Below are 19550 nucleotides of genomic sequence, written 5' to 3'. Positions count from 1 at the left end.
AACCGAGTACAGGCCTATGCAAATAATAGCCTTTGGCGACATACATATGGCAACAGCGGCAGCGGCAGTAATTCCCGGTATTAAAGACGCCGACCTGCTACTCCTGAATGGAGATCTGACCAACTATGGTGGGGCCGCCGAAGTCAAAAAGGTTCTCGACGATATCATGCGAATCAACCCCAGGGTGCTGGCCCAGTTCGGCAACCTTGATAAAACAGAGGTAAATGAATATCTCGAAAAACTGGCAATCAACCTGCACGGCCAGGCCCGGCTGGTGCAGGGAGAGGTTTGCCTGATCGGTGTTGGAGGCTCCAATTTTACTCCGTTTCATACTCCATCTGAAATGCCGGAGAAAGAACTGCTGCATCTTGCCGATCGTGCCTTTCGCCAGGGCCTCGACTATGTTTCTCTGGCCCAGCCCCTGCATAAGAGGAAAATTCCGCAGATCCTGCTCTCCCATGTGCCCCCATTCAATACCAGGGTTGACACCTTGCGCAACGGCAGGCATGTGGGCTCAAAAGCTATCCGCACTATCATTGAACAATACCAGCCGGAGCTCTGCATCACCGGCCATATCCATGAAGCAAAGGGCCACGATATGATCGGCAAAACCCCTGTTTACAACCACGGCATGCTGCGACAGGGCGGCTGGATACATATTAATATACAGCAATCTCAACTGACAATTACTCTTTCATGAATAACCACTATCAAACGCTTATTTTAGGCGGAGGCCTTTCCGGACTTGCCGCTGCCCACACCCTGCGACACAACGATCCCCGCCACCGATTCTGCATTCTGGAAAAAAGCGGCCACACCGGCGGCGTTATCCGCACCCATCGGGACCAGGGCTACATCACCGAAATCGGCCCCCATGGATTCTTAGACAACTGCCCGGAAAGTAAACAGATCCTGGCAGAAACGGGGCTTGACCGGGAATGTGTCAAAGCGCCGCTCATCGATTTCGTCAGATATGTCTACCTGCACGGCAGACTCAACCTCATCCCCCAGACTCCCGGCAAGATTCTCAAGGCTCCTCTTATTCCCTGGCAGGCCAAACTGCGCGTGTTGGCCGAATTGTGGCAACCGGTTTTGACCGGCGAACCCACAGTTGCCAAATGGATAAACCACCGCTTTGGCCCGGCTCTGCTGCCCTTTGTCGACGCCGTCTATACCGGGACATATGCCGGAGACTTCGACCGATTGACCATCGACAGCGTCATGCCGGGCGTTCGTGCCCTGGAAAGAGAATATGGCTCGGTCCTCCGCGGTCTTTTTGCGACATTACGTCAAAAAAAACGCCGGGAAAAAGGGGCAAAGAAGGTCCCCTTCACGATGCCGGCCATGACCAGTTTTCCGGCGGGCATGCAGCGTTTACCGGAAAGACTGACAGAGCCGCTTACCGCCGGCGAGGATCTCCACCTCAATACTGAGATTTTGGCGGTACAAGCCGACGGAACCGGCTGGCAGGTACACACGTCGCAGGGCATGTTCCGCGCCAGGCAGGTCATTTTTGCCCTGCCGGTCAATGCCGCTCTGCAGCTGCTTGGAGCCATGGATGCAGCTCTGCCGGAGAAAGCTATCCCCGAGACCTGGATCGCAACAGTAGTCTTTGGTTTTGACGACAGCGTCAGACTCCCTCCCGGTTTTGGCTATCTGACACCGGAACAGGAGCAGCGCTTTACCCTTGGCTCGCTCTTTTCCTCGAATATGTTCCCCGGCCGTGCCCCGGCCGGTCATCTGGTCTTTGAAACCCTGGTCGGCGGGAGACGGCACCCGGAGAGGCTGAAGCTTGACGATGCAACCCTGACCCAAAAAGCCTTGGAGGATGTTCGGCAGATCCTCAACATCACCAAAGAACCTACCTATACTACAATTTTGCGTTCCCATGGCGGTATCCCGCAACTGGAGAAAAACTATCCGCAACTGCTGCAATGGCGCAAAAGATTTCTTGCCGCCCATTCCGGGTTACACATTGTCGGGTTTGGCTGGGAAGGAATAGGACTCAACGATATGATGAAACACGCCAGCCGTGCAGCCATGGCGGTACTTTCTTCATCCCGCGCCGGGCAATCCGGTGCAGAGATTAAAGGCATTTACTTCTAGAAAAAATGTACCCTACATGAGAATGGCGCGGTAAGAAGTTTGATATACGAGGCGTAGTGTTTTGGGCCGGCTTCCGACTATACAAGCAATATGTCGGAAACCAGCCCAAAAAATACGCCCTTAAGGAAGTGCCCTTGGGGTACAACGAAGGAGATCGAGCTTTTTACGACGCCATCAGAGTTGTTTGACCTTATTACTGAGAATCTCCAACTGGGCATTAACAGAACCGTCCCGGACCAGTTTATCGGAGACCACTTTGATTGAGTGCAGCACTGTCGAGTGATCACGATTAAATATCTTACCGATGTCAACCAGGGATTCCTCAGTGTATTTACGGGCCAGGTACATGGCAATCTGCCGTGGGGTGGTGATGACCTTTTTTCTTGATTTTGACTGCAGCTCTTTGACGGAGACATTAAACTGGCCACTCACCAGGTCACAGATCATCGCTGCGGTAAGTATCTGATTGACTCCGACGACCGAAGCCACCACCTCCCGGACCAGATCCATATCGACCTGCCCCCCGGCCAGTCTTGCCTTGGCGCGAACGGCGATCAGTGCTGATTCGATCTTGCGGACATCGCCGCGGATATGATTTGCCAGGTAGCCCACTAAATCCTCATCGAGATACAGATTCTGCTGCAGGGCTTTCTTCTTGACGATTCTAAAACGGGTCATAACATCCGGTGCCTTCATGGTGGTAACCAGCCCGGAAGTCATCCTCGACCGAAACTCGCTGTCAATCCCAACCAGATCATCAGGGGTATTCTTGGAGGTCAGAATCACTCTCTTGCCTGATTTAATGAGGGTATCGAGGATATCGTTCAGCTCCTCCTGCGTTTTTTTCTTGCCGGTAAGAGAATGCACATCCTCCACCAACAGAATATCACAGTTATCCTGGTATTTGCGTTTGAAATCATCCATGGTCCGGGTCTGGATACCACGAACCATCTCCGCCGCGAACTGTTTGGCTGTCAGGTAGTGCAGCCGGGTCATCGGCGATTCGGAAAATACCTGATGCGCCACGGCATGCGTCAGATGGCTCTTGCCCAGGCCGGTGCCACTATTAATATAGAGACAGGGACCAACCAGTCCATCCTTGGCAACCATCGACCTGCAGGCGGATTCGGCAAGAATATTGCACTCTCCGACCATGAACTCATCAAACGTATAACGCGGATGGAGCGCCCGGAATTTTGAATTGTTTTCCGGAACATGGGGGAGACGCATCTGGCTTCCGGACACGGGTTTACCCGTCGAAGTAACCGGAAGGCATTCCCGGCTCTTCTCACAAAAAACAAGCTGCGTTGCATGCAGTCCGTTTTCCTGTAATTTGTCCGCTATTACCGATGCAAAATTCTGTTTGACATATGCACTGAAATATCTATCCGGACCTGAAAGATAGAGTCGATTCCCCTGTAACTGTTCAAACTGTAACGGCTCTATCCAGAGCTGAAAAATATTATCTGCAAGAGATTCCTTGAGACTCTCTTTAATTTTCGCCCAGACCATAAAAGAAACCTTCACCCTTATTTACTTCAATAGTTTAAAATGCCAATAAGATATGTTTCCGGGGCAAAAAACGACAACCACACCCAGACCCCAGCATATCTACATACCGTAATTGAATAATCTTCAGCTATGACAACCAATTGAAAAGAATCACCGAGTTGTGAATAACCCGATGTGAAATTTATGTGAGGAAATAAACTCTAATTCAAATTTTTGGTCAAAGACGATTTTCAGATATTTTGCGGGGACGGCTGTCGATTATCCACACCTGTCGGAACCCCTTTGTTTTAGCGGAATCCACGGCAGCAGCAGGCTGCGATGCCTGTATTTCTGAGCATTGCATTTAATCTCATTTTTTTGGCGACATCTAGCACCCTTAGGGCTTTATCAACAAAGTTATCAACAGTTACATATAATTTTTCAACTCAATATTACTTCATTTTATGATGATTTATTCAATATTGCTCAATTTTTCAACTACTCCACTCTAGCAATCGCGATAAGTCGCGGCTTTCAGCCGAGAATATTTTTTTGGCGACTTCAGAAGTTCAGCAGAGAAGGTTCAGAGGGATATGCAGTGACCTTTGCCCTGGTGTTCCGCAGCCTGAATGGCTGCGGTCAAGCCCTCAGGGATGGGTTTAGCGCGTCCCGGCAAAGGTCATTTTATCTCCACATTCAGCGGAGGTTTAGCGATGATAAAAATATTGTTAAACCGGTAAAAAATTATTGCATCCCTCTGAGTCTGCCACTGTGTGGCACGCCAGCCCTGGCCAGAGTCAGCACCCTTACTTCCGCGGCACCGCTGGCCATTATGACCTTGCTGCATTCTGTCACGGTAGTACCGGTAGTAAAGACGTCATCGACAAGACAAATTCGGCTGCCGGCTACGTCAGCGGTCGCCTTGACCTGAAATGCGCCCTGCAAATTTCTTCTCCGCGCATTTCGGTCGAGTTCTGTCTGCGGCACCGTATTTCTGGTCCTGAACAACCAATCCGCCTTGATAATACTGGGACGCTCAGCAAAAAACAACCTGGCCAGAACAGCAGCCTGATTAAACCCCCGATGGCGCAGTCGTCGAATATGCAAAGGAACCACCAGCACATAGTCAACAAAGGCATACTCAGCCAAATCATAGTCGCCAATCACGGCAACTAATCCAGGTATAATTGAGAACTCACCGCCATACTTTAACTTATGGACCAGCCATTTGACCTGCGGCTCGTATCGTACAACCGACCTGGCCATCGTGTACGGCGGTGGATTTCTCAGACATTCGCCGCATAAAGGGTCGTGTCCGGCACCGGATACACCAGAGATTTCAATACCGCAGACGCGGCAAACAGGTGGGGTCAGATAATGAATTCCCGAAGCGCACCGCTTGCAAAATCTAGCTGGCCCGGACACGGGCAGCCTCACGCCGCACCCCGAACAGCCTGGTGGCAGAATGATGTCCATACAACTTCCGGCAAATCTGGTCAGCCACATTCCTTTTCCTTTTATTCTGGCAAACGAATTTTCTTTGTCTTCATCCTCATCTCAGAGAGCACAGCAAATCCACTCGATCTCATTGTACCTCTTATTTCTGAAAATTTTCTTCTCTGCTCGTTTGGATCCTTTGCAATTGCGATGAAACATGGCATAATGTGCTCGCTTTTCGCTTATTTTTTTGCAGCACATCTCATGAACGAATAATTGCCCAACCCCGGCAATCGAAAAAAAAGCCAGGATAAGTCCCTTGGGGGACAATGTGTTTTCTTGCCAAGAAACAAGAAAATACATTGCGAGGTACTAATAACTCAATATGTGCGATGGGCAGGTAAAAAATATTTTGCCGCAGCATCGCTATCAGGAAGGTTTCTATGATTTCATTCAGGAAGGTTTTCTTCCAATTTCCGGCAAGACTCGCACCTCTTTCCTGCCTTGCTCTGTTGATTTTCGTCGCTTTCACGGTCTCTCCAGTGTGGGCGAGCAAGGCCAAAACCACATTTTTACCGTTAAAGGTCAATAGCCCTGGTGAAAGCACGAGTCTTACCGCAAAAGCGGACAGCGACCTTCAGGCAGCCCTCGCCGAGTCCGGCATCACCTTTCTGCCACGTATCGAGTCGGAAAAGATGGCCAATTACCGGGGCAGCTGGCCGCCTCCGGTTAAAGTTATGCAGGATATAGCGGCAAAGACCGATTCCGAAAACCTGGGCACGGGCAATCTTACGCTTATCGGCAGCCAGATCAGCATCGACATTAAACTCTTTGATCTTCTCGCGCCGAACAGTCCCACCTACTATTCCCAGACAACTGACTCCCCTGATGGCTTGCAGGAAGCGTTCAGGAAAATTGTCGCTGAAATAGCGGGATACAACGACAGGGATTTCCGTATCGCCTCTATCGCTCCAGAGGGAAACAAGAACATCGATTCCGGAGCAATTCTCAGAAAAATAAAGACCAAGCCAGGGGATCCGTACGACCAGGCTTCTCTTAGAAACGACCTGAAAGAAATCTATGCGATGGGCTATTTCAATGATGTCCAGATCGATGTCAGCGATACCCAAAAGGGCAAAAAAGTTATCTTCAGAATTATCGAAAAACCGGTCATAAAATCGGTACTCTTTGAAGGAATAGATGAGCTGAAAGAAGATGATGTCAAAGCAGCGGCCAACATCAAAGAACATTTTATCCTCAACCCGGCCAAGATTACCGTCGCCGAAGAAGCTATCCGCCAGCTGTACAAGACCAAGGGGTTCTATAACAGCAAGGTGACCGCCAAAATCACCTACCCCGACAAACAGGGTGCCGTTGTCCAGTTCGTCATTGACGAAGGGGTGAAAATGTACATCAAGGAGATTACCGTTGAGGGTAATAAGACCTTTACTCAGAAGGAACTCCTAAAGCAAATCGAAACCTCAACCAAATGGTTTTTGTCATGGTTGACTGAAGGTGGCCTGCTCGACATGAACAAGGTGCAGCAGGATGCAGGGCGGATTGTCGCCTTCTATAACGACAACGGATTTCTTGACGCGAAAATCGCCGAACCGGAAATCAGACAGGACAAGGAATGGCTCTATGTCAAATTCATTGTCGAGGAAGGTCCGCGTTACAAAGTCGGGACTATCGATTTTACCGGCGATCTGCTGAAAGGCAAAGAACCTCTGTTGGCCCTGCTGACTATTAAGACCGGTGAATATATGAGCAGACAGGCCGTCCGCGACGATATTCTCAAAATAACCGACTACTATGCTGAAGCCGGTTTCGCCTTCGCCAACATCCGGCCGATTATCAAGAAGGCCGGGAGCGAAAATATAATGGATGTCACTTTCGATATCAGTAAGAACAATCTGGTCTATATCGACCGGATTTCCATCAGGGGCAACACCCGGACGAGGGACAACGTCATCCGCCGGGAGCTGCTCATTGCCGAAGGTGGCGTGTTCGACTCAAAGGCCCTGCGCGAGTCGACCCAGGCCCTGCAGCGGCTCTCTTACTTTGAAGAGGTAAATATCATCCCCGAGCCATCCCTTGACCCCGACCGGATGAATGTTATCGTTGAGGTAAAGGAAAAAAGCACCGGCAACTTCAGTATTGGTGCAGGCTTCAGCTCCGCCGACAATCTCATTCTCATGGGACAGATCTCCGAAAACAACTTTCTGGGCCGCGGTGACACCCTGTCGCTGAGCGGCAATCTCGGCAGCAGCAGTTCGAGGTACAACCTGGGCTATACGAACCCGCATCTCAACGATTCGGCGCTCTCCTGGGGGCTGGACCTGTTCAGCACCCAGCGTGAGTACGATAACTACACCAAGGACTCCAAGGGCGGTGGTATTCGTATCGGCTATCCAATTTTTGGCAAATGGAAGCTCTACGGCAACTATAGCTTCACCAACACCGACTTGACTGACGTTTTGGACACCGCCTCATACATTATCCGCAATTCAGTTGACCTGCATACAACCAGCGCGCTGAAGTTTTCCTTCGTCCGGGACACCCGGAACAATCTTTACAACGCCTCTGAAGGCTCCAGGAATGTGCTGAGTGTCAAATATGCCGGAGGCCCACTCGGCGGGGATGCCCAGTTCACCAAATTCGAGGCCTCATCCGGCTGGTATTTCCCGATGTTCTTGAAAACCGTTTTTCATCAGGAATTTTCGGCCGGCCAGGTGTTTGAGAACAAAACCGACAAGCTGCCGGTGTATGAACGGTTCTATCTGGGCGGGCTGAGTTCGGTGCGCGGCTTTGAATACGCCAAGATCAGTCCAGTCGAGGCGAATAGTGCGGGTGGGTATGACCGTGTTGGCGGTGACAAAATGTGGTACACCAATTCGGAGGTTATTTTCCCCCTGCTGCAGACCCAGGGACTCAATGGCCTGGTATTCTTTGATGCAGGGCAGGTTTTAGACGATAATCAGGACTGGGCCAATGCCACTGACAACTTTAAAAAGGCCGTTGGGCTTGGGATAAAATGGCTGTCACCAATGGGGCCTCTCACCGTGGTCTGGGGCTACAACCTTGATCCCGTCGATGACGAAGACACCTCGGTATGGGATTTCAGCGTCGGGGGGACATTCTGATCTCTGCATGCGCCTCTGTGGCTAATACCATTTTATAGTACGCCCTTAATAGAAACACAGTTTACACCTTATTTCAGCCGGTTATACAGGTATCCCCTGTATAACCGGCACTTTTATTAATGATATACAATACTCTCACAACCCTTTTGGCCGACAGCCCCAGTGTCTCGGTTTCAGGTCTGCGCGGAGCGAGCCCGGCATGGCTTGCCGCGAACCTTGCCGAACACCATACCTGCTGCTGTATTGTCCCGGACGAACACTTACTGTCGATTTTCGAACAGGATCTGCACCTTTTTTCCGGCAGACAGGTGCTTGTCTATCCCGGCCACGAAATACCGCCTTACACCCCACTGTCTCCTGACCAGCTCACCACCGCCTCCAGGCTTTCGACACTCTATCGATTAAAAGAAGGATCAGGCGGCATCATGGTCACTTCGATTGAGGCATTGCTGCGCCGAATCATGCCGGCAAAGCTGCTTACCAGTGTTGCGGAATATCTGATGGTTGGTGAGGATTGCGATCAGGACGACCTGCTGCACAAACTCACCTACCTTGGTTATGACAAGGTGGCCCTGGTCCAATCAGTCGGCGATTTTTCGGTGCGGGGCGGCATTATCGACATCTATCCCCCGCCTTTTATCATAGAACCTCACACCCTTCATGAAGGCCCTGTTCGACTCGATTTTTTCGGCGACACCGTCGAATCCCTGCGCTCCTTTGACCCTTTTACCCAGCGCTCCACCGAGGAGATCAGCGAGGCCACCCTGCTGCCGGTGACTGATCTGCTGTTTGACTACAGCTCTCCGAAGGTTCGGGAAAATCTTTCGCAACTGTTTTCCCGATACGGCGAAAAACTGCAGTGGAACAGCGAAGAAACGGCAAGCCTTATGGAGCAGGTGGGCAGCGGCCGTCGCTTTGCCGGGATGGAATTTTTTCTCCCGCTGTTCTTCCAGGATCAGACTCCGTCCAGTTCATCGGTTCTGGATTTTTTGCCCAAGGAAGCAGTTGTGCTGATGATTGACCCGGAAGGTATCCACCAGTCCATGGACATCACCCATGAACGTATCATGCAGAATTACCAGACGGCTCTGGACCTCGCCAACCCTGCCCTGCCACCGGAGATGCTCTTTCTCACCAAAGATGAAATAACCAGGCAGCTGGCTGGATTCAAACAGTTGCGACTGACTGATTTTCCCCGGCAGAACGATCGCTGCCTGGCCGTTTCTTCGAGCAACCACCAGCTCCTGAAACAGGACATATCCCTCAAAAGAGCCAAAACCGGACTGCTGGCACCTTTATCCGAGCAGATTTACCAATGGCAGGCTGCAGACGGGCAAGTGATCGTCTGCTGCCGCTCCTCCCGTCATACGAAAAATCTGGCCGAACTCCTCAGCAAGCATCACCATCAGATTGAAATAATTCCTTCTCCCCTGAATCTTGACCAGTTCCCGGAAAAATCCGCCGAACAGTCGTTGTATCTCTGCGACCACCCCCTGTCCCAGGGATTTTCGCTCTCCGACAGCAGGCTCCATATTCTGTCCGAGAGTGAACTCTTTGGCGAGATGCGCCTCGGTGGAAAAACAAAAAAGAAGGCAACCGGCGAACCGCTCCGTTTCACTGAACTGCACGATGGTGACATCGTTGTCCATCGTGATCATGGCCTGGGGATATATCGCGGTCTCAGCACCATCGCCCTGCAGTCAATCATCAATGATTTCATGCTCATTGAATATCGCGACGGCGACAAGTTGTATCTGCCGGTTGATCGGCTTAACCTGATCACCAGATACCAGGGACTTTCCGACCGGGCACCCAAAATCGATAAACTTGGTACCCAGAACTGGAAGACCACCACCGCCAAGGTCAAAGAAGAGGTGTGGAAGGTCGCCCAGGAGCTTCTTCATATTTACGCAACCAGGGAGATACGGGAGGGCAGGCAATTTTCACCGCCGGGGGCGCTTTTTCATGAACTGGAAGAATCCTTTGATTTTGATGAAACCCCGGGACAGGAAAAATCGATCAACGATGTCATCGACGATCTGACCAGCGATCGCCCCATGGATCGGCTGGTGTGTGGCGATGTCGGCTACGGCAAGACCGAAGTCGCCGTGCGTGCCGCTTTTAAGGTTGTCGAGGACGGCTATCAGGTGGCTGTTCTGGTACCTACCACCGTGCTGGCGGAACAACATGCCAAGACCTTTGCCGAGCGACTGCACGGGTTTCCGGTGAACATCGGCTGCCTGAACCGTTTTCGTACCGCTGCGGAACAGCGGGCCATCTTAAAAGAGCTGAAAAATGGCGGTGTTGATATAGTTATCGGCACCCACAGGCTCCTCTCCAAAGATGTCGTCTTCCAGAATCTGGGCTTGCTGGTCATCGACGAAGAACATCGATTTGGCGTTGCCCATAAGGAAAAACTGAAAAAACTGCGGGCCGAAGTAGACATCCTGACCCTTACCGCCACGCCCATTCCGCGCACCCTGCAGATGTCACTGTTATCCATTCGTGACCTGTCGGTTATTTCCACCCCGCCGGAACACCGGCAGCCGGTAAAAACCTTTGTCGCCCGCTACGACGACCTGGTCATCAAAGAGGCGGTCACCAAGGAAATCAGGCGTGGCGGGCAGGTCTTCTTTGTGCATAACCGGGTCAAATCGATTCACAAGATGGCCGCGCTCATCCAGAAGCTGGTGCCCGAGGCGAAGATAGCCGTTGCCCATGGGCAAATGGCCGGCAAAGAGCTCGAAGACATCATGGTCTCTTTTATCAAAAAAAGGATCAATGTCCTGGTCAGCACGACAATAATTGAATCAGGGCTGGACATCCCTTCAGCCAATACCATTATCATTAACCGGGCCGATATGCTCGGTCTGGCGGAAATCTATCAACTGCGGGGCAGGGTCGGACGGTCCAGCACCCAATCATTTGCCTACCTGCTTGTCCCGTCACTTGACAGCCTGAGCAAAGACTCCCGCGACAGGCTCCGCGCCCTGATGGACTGCAACGAACTGGGTGGCGGCTTCAAACTGGCGATGAGCGATCTGCAGATCCGCGGCGGCGGCAATATCCTCGGCGTCTCCCAAAGCGGCAATATCGCCGCCATCGGTTATGACCTGTATCTGGATCTGCTGCAAAAGACAGTGGCCGATCTGAAAGCCCAGGCGGCAAGCGGTCAGTGCGAGACGGTCAGCGACGATCTTGATCCGGAGATAAACCTGCAGCTCTCGGCGTATATTCCGGACAGCTACATTCCCGACATCAGCCAGCGCTACATAACCTATAGAAGAATGGCAGCCCTGGCTGGCTCTCCGCCGGAAATGCAGCTTGACCTGCAGGACGAGCTGGTTGATCGTTACGGACCTCTGCCGGTGGAAACCAGCACCTTGTTTCGCATAATCAGCCTTAAAAAGGGTCTTGCGGCATTGCGGATAAATAAACTCGAACAGGGCAGAGACAGCCTGGTGTTCACCTTTCAGGGCGACACACCGCTTTCAGCTGAAATGCTCTTGCGGTATCTACAACACCACACCGGCAGAAAGAATAGTCTTGTCGCGAAATTAACCCCGGACAGCCGCCTGGTGCTCAACGGCCGACTGTCCTCCATCGAGCATATCTTCGACACTCTCGACACAACGCTTGAAGAATTAACCACCCTCGCCCATGCAGCTCACTGACACACCACGACAGATTCCGCCAGATTTTTCCTGGGACGCCATCGATACCGTCTTGCTCGATATGGACGGCACGCTTCTGGATAAATATTATGACGACTACTTCTGGGAGCAGTATGTACCCGAAGTCTACGCCGCCAAAAACCAGCTTGATGTAATCGACGCGGCACAACTGCTGCTGGGTATCTATCGGAGTGTCGAAAACACCCTGCAGTGGACCAATCTCGATTACTGGTCGGATCGTCTGAAACTCGACATGGTGGCACTCAAACGAGATATCCGCCATCTGGTCGATTGTCATCCCCATATTATCGAATATTTCAAACATATGCAGAAAATGGGCAAGAAATTATACCTGATCACCAATGCCCATCCAAAGTCACTGGAAGTGAAAATGGACCAGGTGCAGCTCGGCGACTGGTTTGAAAGGGTGGTCTGTTCGGTGGAGATCGGCGCAGCCAAGGAACAGCCGGAGTTCTGGCCCAGACTGCAGCAGCTGTTAGCCCATGATAACGAGAGGACCCTGTTTGTCGACGATACCGAAAAAGTGCTCCACCGTGCAGCCGAATTCGGCATCCGCCATGTGATACATATCGCCAAACCCAGCTCCAGGCTGCCCGTCCAGTTTTCGACCCGCTATCAATCGATTGTCAACTTTCAGGAGCTGATATTTTAACCAGCCGGTAAACGAAAAGAAAGCCGGGATACGTGCCCTGGAGGTTGGTTTAAGTTCGTCATCTCAAAACACTCTCCATATTTCTTGTTTTTTATGACAGGCTTTAAGGAGAGAGGCACCAAACAGCCGGTCAGCCGGCAATACGCCCCAACCCGGGGATTTTTCATCCACTCCTATGCACTTTTTTCTCCTCTTCTTATGATATCTCCGATCAGTGGCAGAATCACCAGTCTCCCTTCTCTTGCGCTGCTGCTGGCGGTTATCCTCTGGGCCAGCTCGTTTATCGCCCTGAAAATCGCCTTTGTTGCCTATGATCCGATGGTGGTGATCTTCGGCCGCATGTTCGTCGCCTCCATCTGTTTTGTAATCGTCGGCCGCAGGGTTACCCAGGCACTGCATTATTGCCGGGGTGACTACAAACTTATCATCGCCATGGCCTTTTGCGAACCGTGCCTCTATTTTATTTTTGAGGCCAAGGCGGTACAAAACACCACCGCCTCCCAGGCGGGCATGATTACCGCACTTGGACCGATACTTGTCATGACCGCCGCCGCCCTCTTCCTGAAAGAACGGATTAAAGGACGATCATGGCTGGGATCACTGATCGCCATTACCGGCGTCTGCTGGCTCACCATGGAGAGCAGCCCGAGCCTGGATGCTCCCAATCCACTGCTCGGCAATTTTTTAGAATTTTTGGCCATGGTCTGCGCCACAGGCTATACCATCATCCTTAAAACCCTCACCGAGCGATATTCCCCTTTTTTCCTGACCGCGATGCAGGCATTCATCGGCTGTTTATTCTATTTCCCGCTCCTTTTCCTGCCATCGACGGCCCTCCCTGAGCAACTGCATCACGGCCCTGCTCTCGCCATCATTTATCTTGGTGCGGTTATAACTCTCGGTGCCTACGGCTTATTCAATTACGGCGTAAAATATCTTCCGGCCAATCAGGCAGCTTCCTATATCAACCTGATCCCCATTTTTTCGGTGCTGCTGGGCTGGTCAATTCTAGGCGATACATTTACCGGCTGGCAAATATGTGCCGGAGTCCTTACTGTCGGGGGAGTTTATCTGACGCAGAAATAAAGTTATTTGATTACCCCTCAAACTCAGCCTATCGGCATGGAGGGGGGTGAACTGTTCGTGTCTCGGGTCTCTGCAGCCATGGACGGCTGCAGCGAAGCCCCCAAGGATGGGTATACGGTGTCCCGAGACACGAACAGTTCACCCCCTGATTCAGTAGCTGAACATGAGGGGGAATCAAATAAAGTTATGTAACTGTTTATTTTTAAAAGAACCCCGCCCAAAAGATTCGCGGGGCTCTTTTCAGTACTCGCTTGACGGGTGCTCTTTTCAGTCCCCGTCCTGTGCGGGGGTAAGTTCATGCACAAGATAATTATCTTGTACACCAGAGAACCCCGCCTAAAAGATTCGCGGGGCTCTTTTCAGTACTCGCTTGACGGGTGCTTTTTTCAGTCCCCGTGCTGTGCGGGGGTAAGTTCATGCACAAGATAATTATCTTGTACACCAGAGAACCCCGCCCAAAAGATTCGCGGGGTAAGTTCATTCACGAAATAATTATCTTGTAAACAGCACAAGATAATTATTTCTAATTCACTAAGGAGTGTCCAATGAAAAAAACAGCCATAGTAGCATGTATCTTTCTTCTTGCCGGATGCAGCGCAGATTATCCGCTGTCCGCCAACCTGCATCTCCGTGCCGGGAACCAACCGATGGGAATCTACGACAATACGACAACCGCGATCCTGAGCGGCCATGATGCGCGCAAAAACAGTGCGGTTGTGGCATACCAGATTAAAGGTCAGTCTGAAGTACTGCTGCCCAATGAGACTGAACCCCATGTCCTTGTCGCCAACCAGCTGGCGCGGGGGTTTTTAGAGCAGGGCTTGGTGTTTGAAAATGGCGCCCCGGTCCGCATCCAGCTGAATCTTGAAGAACTCCTGGTCAAGGTCAACCGCCCCAAACTCCTGTACAACGCCACCGCCAGGAGTCATATCACCCTGATTGTCACCAACAGGGGGACAACGCTTACCAAGACGTACGTCCGGGAAGCAAACCGGGAAACGGCAACACAGCCGCCTGTTAAAGATCTGGAAAAGATGCTCAATGAGCAGTTGACCGATATCGTCAAGCAGATTTTGCAGGACGAGGAAGTACGTACGGCCATCCGTACACGTTAACATACGGCCAGGATTAGCCGGTGGATCAGGCCGATTTCTGGATGCGGCTGACGGCCTGTCGATAGAGTTTTTCGGCCTGATAGCTGCTCCGGACAAAAGGGCCTGACGCCACCCCGGAAAATCCTGCGTCGAGCGCCTCCTGCTGCAGTTCGGCAAATTCTTCCGGCGGCAGAAAACGGTGGACGGGCAAATGATCGGTGCTCGGCTGAAGATATTGGCCCATGGTGAGAATATCGCAGCCTGAGAGCAGCAAATCATGCCAGGTCTGGACAAGTTCGGGGTGGGTTTCGCCTAATCCGAGCATCATCCCGGACTTGGTCGGAAGATGTGCATTTATCTTTTTTGTCTGACGCAGAAGCTCCAGAGATCGTTGATAGAGGGCCTGAGGCCGCACTTCGGGGTAGAGACCGGCGACGGTTTCGATATTATGATTGAGGACATCAGGACCTGCCGCAATGATCGTCCGTAATGCCTGCCAGTTCCCCTGCAGATCGGGGATCAGCACTTCGACCAGGGTTTTTGGGCTGCTCTCCCTGATCCGACGGATTGTCTCGGCGAAAAAAGAGGCGCCGCCATCGGCGAGATCGTCTCGCGTCACCGAAGTAACCACCGCATAACGAAGCCCGAGAATGACGACGGCTTCAGCGACTCGCCCTGCTTCTTCCGGGTCAGGCATGCTTTCCGGCTGGTGCCGGACAGCGCAGAACCGGCAATTACGCGTACACCTCTCACCGAGGATCATGAAAGTTGCCGTCCCCTTGCCATAGCATTCAAACTGATTGGGACAGTGTGCCTCCTGGCAGACGGTGGTAAGGTCGTGGCTTTTCAGCAGCTGGCGGATCTTTTCATATTCCGGCCCGGTCGGCAGGCTGCGCCTGAGCCATTTCGGTTTGGCCGTCTTTTTTTCTCTCTGACATTGTGACATCTGGATGGTCCTTGTCGAGTGGTATTAAATTGCGGTTGAACACAGCTCTAAGCTGATCGAACAGCGCCCCCTTCACCTCGTCCAGGGCAACCGCCCTGCCGCATTCCCGACTCAGCGTCGTCATCCGCACCCCGGTCAGCCCGCATGGATTGACCCAGGAAAAAGGCTCGAGGCAAACATCTACATTAAGAGCCAGACCGTGGAAAGCAACCCCATGACGGATAGCGATCCCCACGCTGCCGAGTTTTCGGCCACCGGCCCAGACACCATGGTTCCTCAGGTCCCGTTCTGCCGCCACCCCGCACTCTGCAGCCAGGTTGATCATCAGCTGCTCCAGTTGATGGACATACGCAGCGACCGTCAGACCAGCCTGGCGCAGGTGGATGATCGGATAGATCACCAGTTGTCCGGGGCCATGATAGGTTATATCGCCGCCTCGTTCGATGGGAACCAGCGGGATGTTTTTGTCCTGAAGGAACTGTTCCGAAACCATCAGGTTCTGCAGCCCTCCCCGCCTGCCAAGGGTAAAGGTGGCCGGGTGTTCGGTGACTATAAAAATGTCACCTGCGGCCGTTGCCTGTCGGCGCTTTTCCACCAGCGCCTGCTGCAGCCGATAGGCCGCGGCATAATCGCTTTTTCCGAGATCGACAAGGCGGGCTGCCGTTTGCTGCTTATCCACCTGGTCAGCCGCAGAGACAGGGCTTGCGCGCTGCCTGGGTTTCATCCAGACGACGCAGCTTGGCCTTCACCGGGGCCTGCCGGAGCAGTTCGGGATGCTCTTTTGCCTCCTGCACCACCAGTTTCATGGTGGCAATGAACTGGTCGATATCATCTTTACACTCCGTCTCGGTCGGCTCGATCATCAGCGCCCCGTGCACCACCAGCGGAAAATAAATGGTCGGTGGATGGTAACCATAATCAATAAGTCGTTTGGCGATATCGAGAGTGGTAATTTTATCCTCTGCCTGCAGGGCGTCGGAAAAGACGCATTCGTGCATACAGGGCCTGTTGTAGGCAAGCTGCAGGGTACCCTTTAACTGTTCTTTGATATATGCTGCATTGAGTACTGCCAGCTGACTGGCTTTTTTTAGATTTTCCGCGCCCATCGTCCGGATATAGCAATAGGCCCGGATCAGCACCGAGAAATTGCCGTGAAAGGCATGTACCCTGCCGACAGACTCAGGACGGTTAAAATTCAGGCGATAGATATCCCCGTCTTTTATGGCGCTCGGTACCGGCAGAAATTTTTCCAGCTCGGCCGTGACACAGATCGGCCCGGCCCCCGGGCCGCCGCCGCCATGCGGTGTTGAAAAAGTCTTGTGCAGATTGAGATGCATCACATCGATACCACACCTGGCCGCGTTAATAACCCCCATGATGGCGTTCATGTTCGCGCCGTCGCCGTACACCAGACCTCCTTTGGCATGGACAATATCGGCAATTTCACGAATATTGGTTTCAAAGAGGCCAAGGGTATTCGGGTTGGTGATCATGATCCCGGCACACTCTTCATCCATTGCCTCGGCAATTGACTGGACCTTGAGGATACCGTTTGCCCCGGATTTGATCGGCACCGGCTTATAGCCGCACAGGGCGGCACTGGCCGGATTGGTGCCATGGGCGGTATCAGGAATGAGGATCTTCGTCCGCCTGGAATTTCGACTGCGATGGTAGGCGGCAAAGACCAGCATTCCGGTCAACTCGCCATGGGCACCCGCCGCCGGCTGCAAAGAGACCCCGGGAAGCCCGGTGATGGCGGCCAGATACTGCTGCAGTTCATACATGATCTGCAGATTGCCCTGGACCTCATCATCGACCAGCATCGGATGGGCGGCGGCCAGCTCGGGGGTGGCGGCCAGCTTCTCGTTGATTTTCGGGTTATACTTCATGGTACATGAGCCAAGCGGATACATACCGCTGTCCACCCCATAATTCCATTGAGACAATCGGGTATAGTGGCGTACCACATCGATTTCACTGAGATCGGGGAATTCAGGTCCGGCCCCCTGCAGCTCGGCGGGAAACTCCGCCGGCGGCACATCACTTGCCGGAATACTCATCCCGTGCCGGCCTTTCTGGCCTTTCTCCCAGAGCAGGGGTTCCTCAAAAATCAATCCGCTTATACCTGGTGTCTTCGTCATGGCTTCACCTCAGCAACTACTGCATCTATGACTTCTCTGGCAACCGTTTCCGTCACGCAGAACAGATATTTCCCGGCAAGTTCCGGGTAAAACCTGCCCAGCTCCAGACCGGCAACAATTTTCCTGGCCAACAGCTTCTTATAGATCGGTTCGAAATCAGTGCCGAACTCAACAACAAATTCATTAAAAGTCGGGGAATCAAAGACGATTCGCGCCCCTTTCCGGATCAGCTGACTCTTGAAATATTCGGCGCGGTCGTAGTTGGCCCGGGCCAGCTCTCTCAGCCCCGAACCACCCAGAGAGGCCATATACATCGCCGCAGTAAGCGTACAGATTCCCTGATTCGAACAAATATTGGAGGTGGCCTTTTCCCTTCTGATATGCTGTTCCCTCGTTGAAAGGGTCAGGACAAAGCCACGTTTACCTTCGATATCGGTCGTCTCGCCGACGAGTCGACCGGGCATATTCCTGGTGAACTGATCCCGGCAGGCAAACATGCCGAGGGCCGCCCCACCAAAAGATCTCGCCAGGCCAAAACTCTGGCCCTCCCCGCAGACTATGTCAGCACCGCATTCGCCGGGATTTTTGCACAGGCCGTAGGCAAGAGGTTCGGTAAAACTGGTGATGAAAAGAGCCCCGGCTTCATGGATAACCCGCCCGAGAGTAGTGAGATCCTCGATGACCCCGAAAAAATTCGGCGACTGGACAGCAACCGCCGCCACCCCTTCGATGCCGGCAAGACCGGATACATCGGTGCGTCCGTCTTTACCCACCGGTAATTCAATCACTTCATGATCCGTCGGCTGAAGGTATGTTCGGACCACCTCGCGATAATGGGGATGAATTGCCGCAGAGACGGCCACTTTGGTCTTTTTCTTACCGATGCGCAGCCCCATCAATAAAGCCTCGGCAAGGGCGGAGGCACCATCGTACATGGAGGCATTGGCCACATCCATGCCAAGCAGCCTGGCGGTCAGGGTCTGGTATTCGTAAATACCCTGCAGTGTCCCCTGGGCCATTTCCGGCTGATAGGGGGTGTAGGCAGTGAGGAACTCCGACCTGGCCATCAGCGTACCTAAGGTTACCGGGATATTGTGATGATAACTGCCGGCACCGATCAGCACCTTGTTTTTATGGGTGACCTTCATTGCCTCGGCTAATTCACTGAAATGATCGGTCAGCGACCATTCGTTCAGCGGTTCAGGCAAATCCATTGTTCCTTCGTACCGACAATGGTCAGGAACCGAGCAAAAAAGTTCCTCCAGACTTTTTCTGCCAATGACGTCCAGCATGGCACGAATCTCTTCATCAGTATGAGGCAAATAGCGCATGGTTTTATCCTTTGAGTAGGTCCCGATAGGAGGCAACAGAATGGAGATCCTCAAGCTCATCCATATCGGCAGGTTTGATTTCAATTATCCAGTGCGTATACGAATCTTCATTTATGAGTTCCGGGGCATCGGCAAGATCTTCATTGACCGCAACGATTTCACCGCCGATCGGCATATACAGTTCAGAGACCGCCTTTACCGACTCAAGGGTACCGAATTCTTCTCCTTTTTCGAACGTTGCGCCTACTTCCGGCAGCTCGACATAAACAATATCCCCCATCTGGTCCTGGGCATAATCACTGACGCCGATCTTAAGGGTAGCCCCGCTCTCACTCACCCATTCGTGATCGTCCGTATAACGCAGTCCCTCTCTAAAATTCAGCTCACTCAATTCTTTCACGGCCCCTACCTCCATTAAATGTTGTTGT

The 19550-nt window shown here is 52.4% G+C and carries 15 protein-coding genes; 7 read left to right on the top strand and 8 right to left on the bottom strand.

The annotated features are described in order from the left end of the window. Window positions 1-16: 16 nt before the first annotated feature. Both FCL47_RS16580 and hemG read left to right on the top strand, forming a co-directional pair. The gene (locus FCL47_RS16580; protein WP_167496535.1) at window positions 17-700 is read left to right on the top strand and encodes a metallophosphoesterase; all 684 of its coding nucleotides are present in this window, start codon (window positions 17-19) and stop codon (window positions 698-700) included. After that, window positions 697-2106, top strand: a complete 1410-nt coding sequence (hemG, locus tag FCL47_RS16575; protein ID WP_136814648.1) for a protoporphyrinogen oxidase — start codon at window positions 697-699, stop codon at window positions 2104-2106. Before FCL47_RS16580 ends, hemG begins: the two co-directional genes overlap by 4 nt. 174 nt (window positions 2107-2280) lie before the next feature. On the opposite strand, the gene dnaA is transcribed toward hemG, so the two are convergent. From dnaA to FCL47_RS16560, 3 genes are all read right to left on the bottom strand, one after another. After that, window positions 2281-3618: a chromosomal replication initiator protein DnaA gene (gene dnaA, locus FCL47_RS16570; RefSeq protein WP_136814647.1), complete on the bottom strand. Its 1338-nt coding sequence runs from the start codon at window positions 3616-3618 to the stop codon at window positions 2281-2283. A 723-nt stretch (window positions 3619-4341) separates the two neighbouring features. Then, window positions 4342-5103 (bottom strand): ComF family protein, encoded by a 762-nt coding sequence (locus tag FCL47_RS16565; RefSeq protein WP_136814646.1) that lies wholly within the window; start codon window positions 5101-5103, stop codon window positions 4342-4344. A gap of 193 nt (window positions 5104-5296) precedes the next feature. Next, on the bottom strand, window positions 5297-5566 hold the full coding sequence (locus FCL47_RS16560) for a hypothetical protein (protein WP_136814645.1): 270 nt from the start codon (window positions 5564-5566) through the stop codon (window positions 5297-5299). A 10-nt stretch (window positions 5567-5576) separates the two neighbouring features. Between FCL47_RS16560 and bamA the strand changes: the two genes are divergently transcribed. The 5 genes from bamA (at window position 5577) to FCL47_RS16535 (ending at window position 14725) form a co-directional block, all read left to right on the top strand. Continuing rightward, window positions 5577-8177 carry an outer membrane protein assembly factor BamA gene (gene bamA / locus FCL47_RS16555; RefSeq protein WP_240744271.1) on the top strand — a complete coding sequence of 867 codons (2601 nt, stop codon included), beginning with the start codon at window positions 5577-5579 and terminating at the stop codon, window positions 8175-8177. 119 nt (window positions 8178-8296) lie between these two features. Further along, window positions 8297-11851, top strand: a complete 3555-nt coding sequence (mfd, locus tag FCL47_RS16550) for a transcription-repair coupling factor (RefSeq protein WP_136814644.1) — start codon at window positions 8297-8299, stop codon at window positions 11849-11851. Further along, window positions 11838-12524, top strand: a complete 687-nt coding sequence (gene yrfG, locus FCL47_RS16545) for a GMP/IMP nucleotidase (protein WP_136814643.1) — start codon at window positions 11838-11840, stop codon at window positions 12522-12524. Before mfd ends, yrfG begins: the two co-directional genes overlap by 14 nt. 93 nt (window positions 12525-12617) lie before the next feature. Beyond that, window positions 12618-13610, top strand: a complete 993-nt coding sequence (locus FCL47_RS16540; RefSeq protein ID WP_240744270.1) for a DMT family transporter — start codon at window positions 12618-12620, stop codon at window positions 13608-13610. Window positions 13611-14155: 545 nt separating this feature from the next. Beyond that, complete coding sequence (locus tag FCL47_RS16535) at window positions 14156-14725, top strand: YajG family lipoprotein (RefSeq protein WP_136814642.1); 570 nt, start codon at window positions 14156-14158, stop codon at window positions 14723-14725. Window positions 14726-14750: 25 nt separating this feature from the next. Here the strand turns inward: FCL47_RS16535 and lipA are convergent, their stop codons facing one another. The 5 genes from lipA to gcvH are packed head-to-tail and all read right to left on the bottom strand — an operon-like array spanning window position 14751 to window position 19522. Next, a complete protein-coding gene (gene lipA, locus FCL47_RS16530; protein ID WP_136814641.1) occupies window positions 14751-15650 on the bottom strand; it encodes a lipoyl synthase in 900 nt (299 codons plus the stop codon). Next, window positions 15571-16329, bottom strand: coding sequence for a lipoyl(octanoyl) transferase LipB (gene lipB, locus FCL47_RS16525; RefSeq protein WP_240744269.1), 759 nt, complete (start codon window positions 16327-16329; stop codon window positions 15571-15573). Before lipB ends, lipA begins: the two co-directional genes overlap by 80 nt. A 4-nt stretch (window positions 16330-16333) precedes the next feature. Beyond that, on the bottom strand, window positions 16334-17791 hold the full coding sequence (gcvPB, locus tag FCL47_RS16520) for an aminomethyl-transferring glycine dehydrogenase subunit GcvPB (protein WP_136814639.1): 1458 nt from the start codon (window positions 17789-17791) through the stop codon (window positions 16334-16336). Beyond that, window positions 17788-19122, bottom strand: a complete 1335-nt coding sequence (gene gcvPA, locus FCL47_RS16515) for an aminomethyl-transferring glycine dehydrogenase subunit GcvPA (RefSeq protein WP_136814638.1) — start codon at window positions 19120-19122, stop codon at window positions 17788-17790. The genes gcvPB and gcvPA overlap by 4 nt, the downstream gene beginning before the upstream one ends. Before the next feature lie 4 nt (window positions 19123-19126). Continuing rightward, on the bottom strand, window positions 19127-19522 hold the full coding sequence (gcvH, locus tag FCL47_RS16510) for a glycine cleavage system protein GcvH (RefSeq protein WP_136814637.1): 396 nt from the start codon (window positions 19520-19522) through the stop codon (window positions 19127-19129). Window positions 19523-19550: the final 28 nt, after the last annotated feature.

The organism is Desulfopila sp. IMCC35006, from assembly GCF_005116645.1.
Classification (GTDB): Bacteria; Desulfobacterota; Desulfobulbia; order Desulfobulbales; family Desulfocapsaceae; genus Desulforhopalus_A.
This window is presented reverse-complemented; position numbering and strand designations above follow the sequence as displayed.

Bases quoted from the DNA above. Each gene is read 5' to 3' on its own strand.
- gcvPA (WP_136814638.1), bottom strand. From the start codon at position 19,122: ATGCGCTATTTGCCTCATACTGATGAAGAGATTCGTGCCATGCTGGAC.
- gcvPB (WP_136814639.1), bottom strand. From the start codon at position 17,791: ATGACGAAGACACCAGGTATAAGCGGATTGATTTTTGAGGAACCCCTG.
- mfd (WP_136814644.1), top strand. From the start codon at position 8,297: ATGATATACAATACTCTCACAACCCTTTTGGCCGACAGCCCCAGTGTC.
- FCL47_RS16535 (WP_136814642.1), top strand. From the start codon at position 14,156: ATGAAAAAAACAGCCATAGTAGCATGTATCTTTCTTCTTGCCGGATGC.
- dnaA (WP_136814647.1), bottom strand. From the start codon at position 3,618: ATGGTCTGGGCGAAAATTAAAGAGAGTCTCAAGGAATCTCTTGCAGAT.
- lipA (WP_136814641.1), bottom strand. From the start codon at position 15,650: ATGTCACAATGTCAGAGAGAAAAAAAGACGGCCAAACCGAAATGGCTC.
- FCL47_RS16540 (WP_240744270.1), top strand. From the start codon at position 12,618: ATGACAGGCTTTAAGGAGAGAGGCACCAAACAGCCGGTCAGCCGGCAA.
- hemG (WP_136814648.1), top strand. From the start codon at position 697: ATGAATAACCACTATCAAACGCTTATTTTAGGCGGAGGCCTTTCCGGA.
- FCL47_RS16580 (WP_167496535.1), top strand. From the start codon at position 17: ATGCAAATAATAGCCTTTGGCGACATACATATGGCAACAGCGGCAGCG.
- FCL47_RS16565 (WP_136814646.1), bottom strand. From the start codon at position 5,103: ATGTGGCTGACCAGATTTGCCGGAAGTTGTATGGACATCATTCTGCCA.
- yrfG (WP_136814643.1), top strand. From the start codon at position 11,838: ATGCAGCTCACTGACACACCACGACAGATTCCGCCAGATTTTTCCTGG.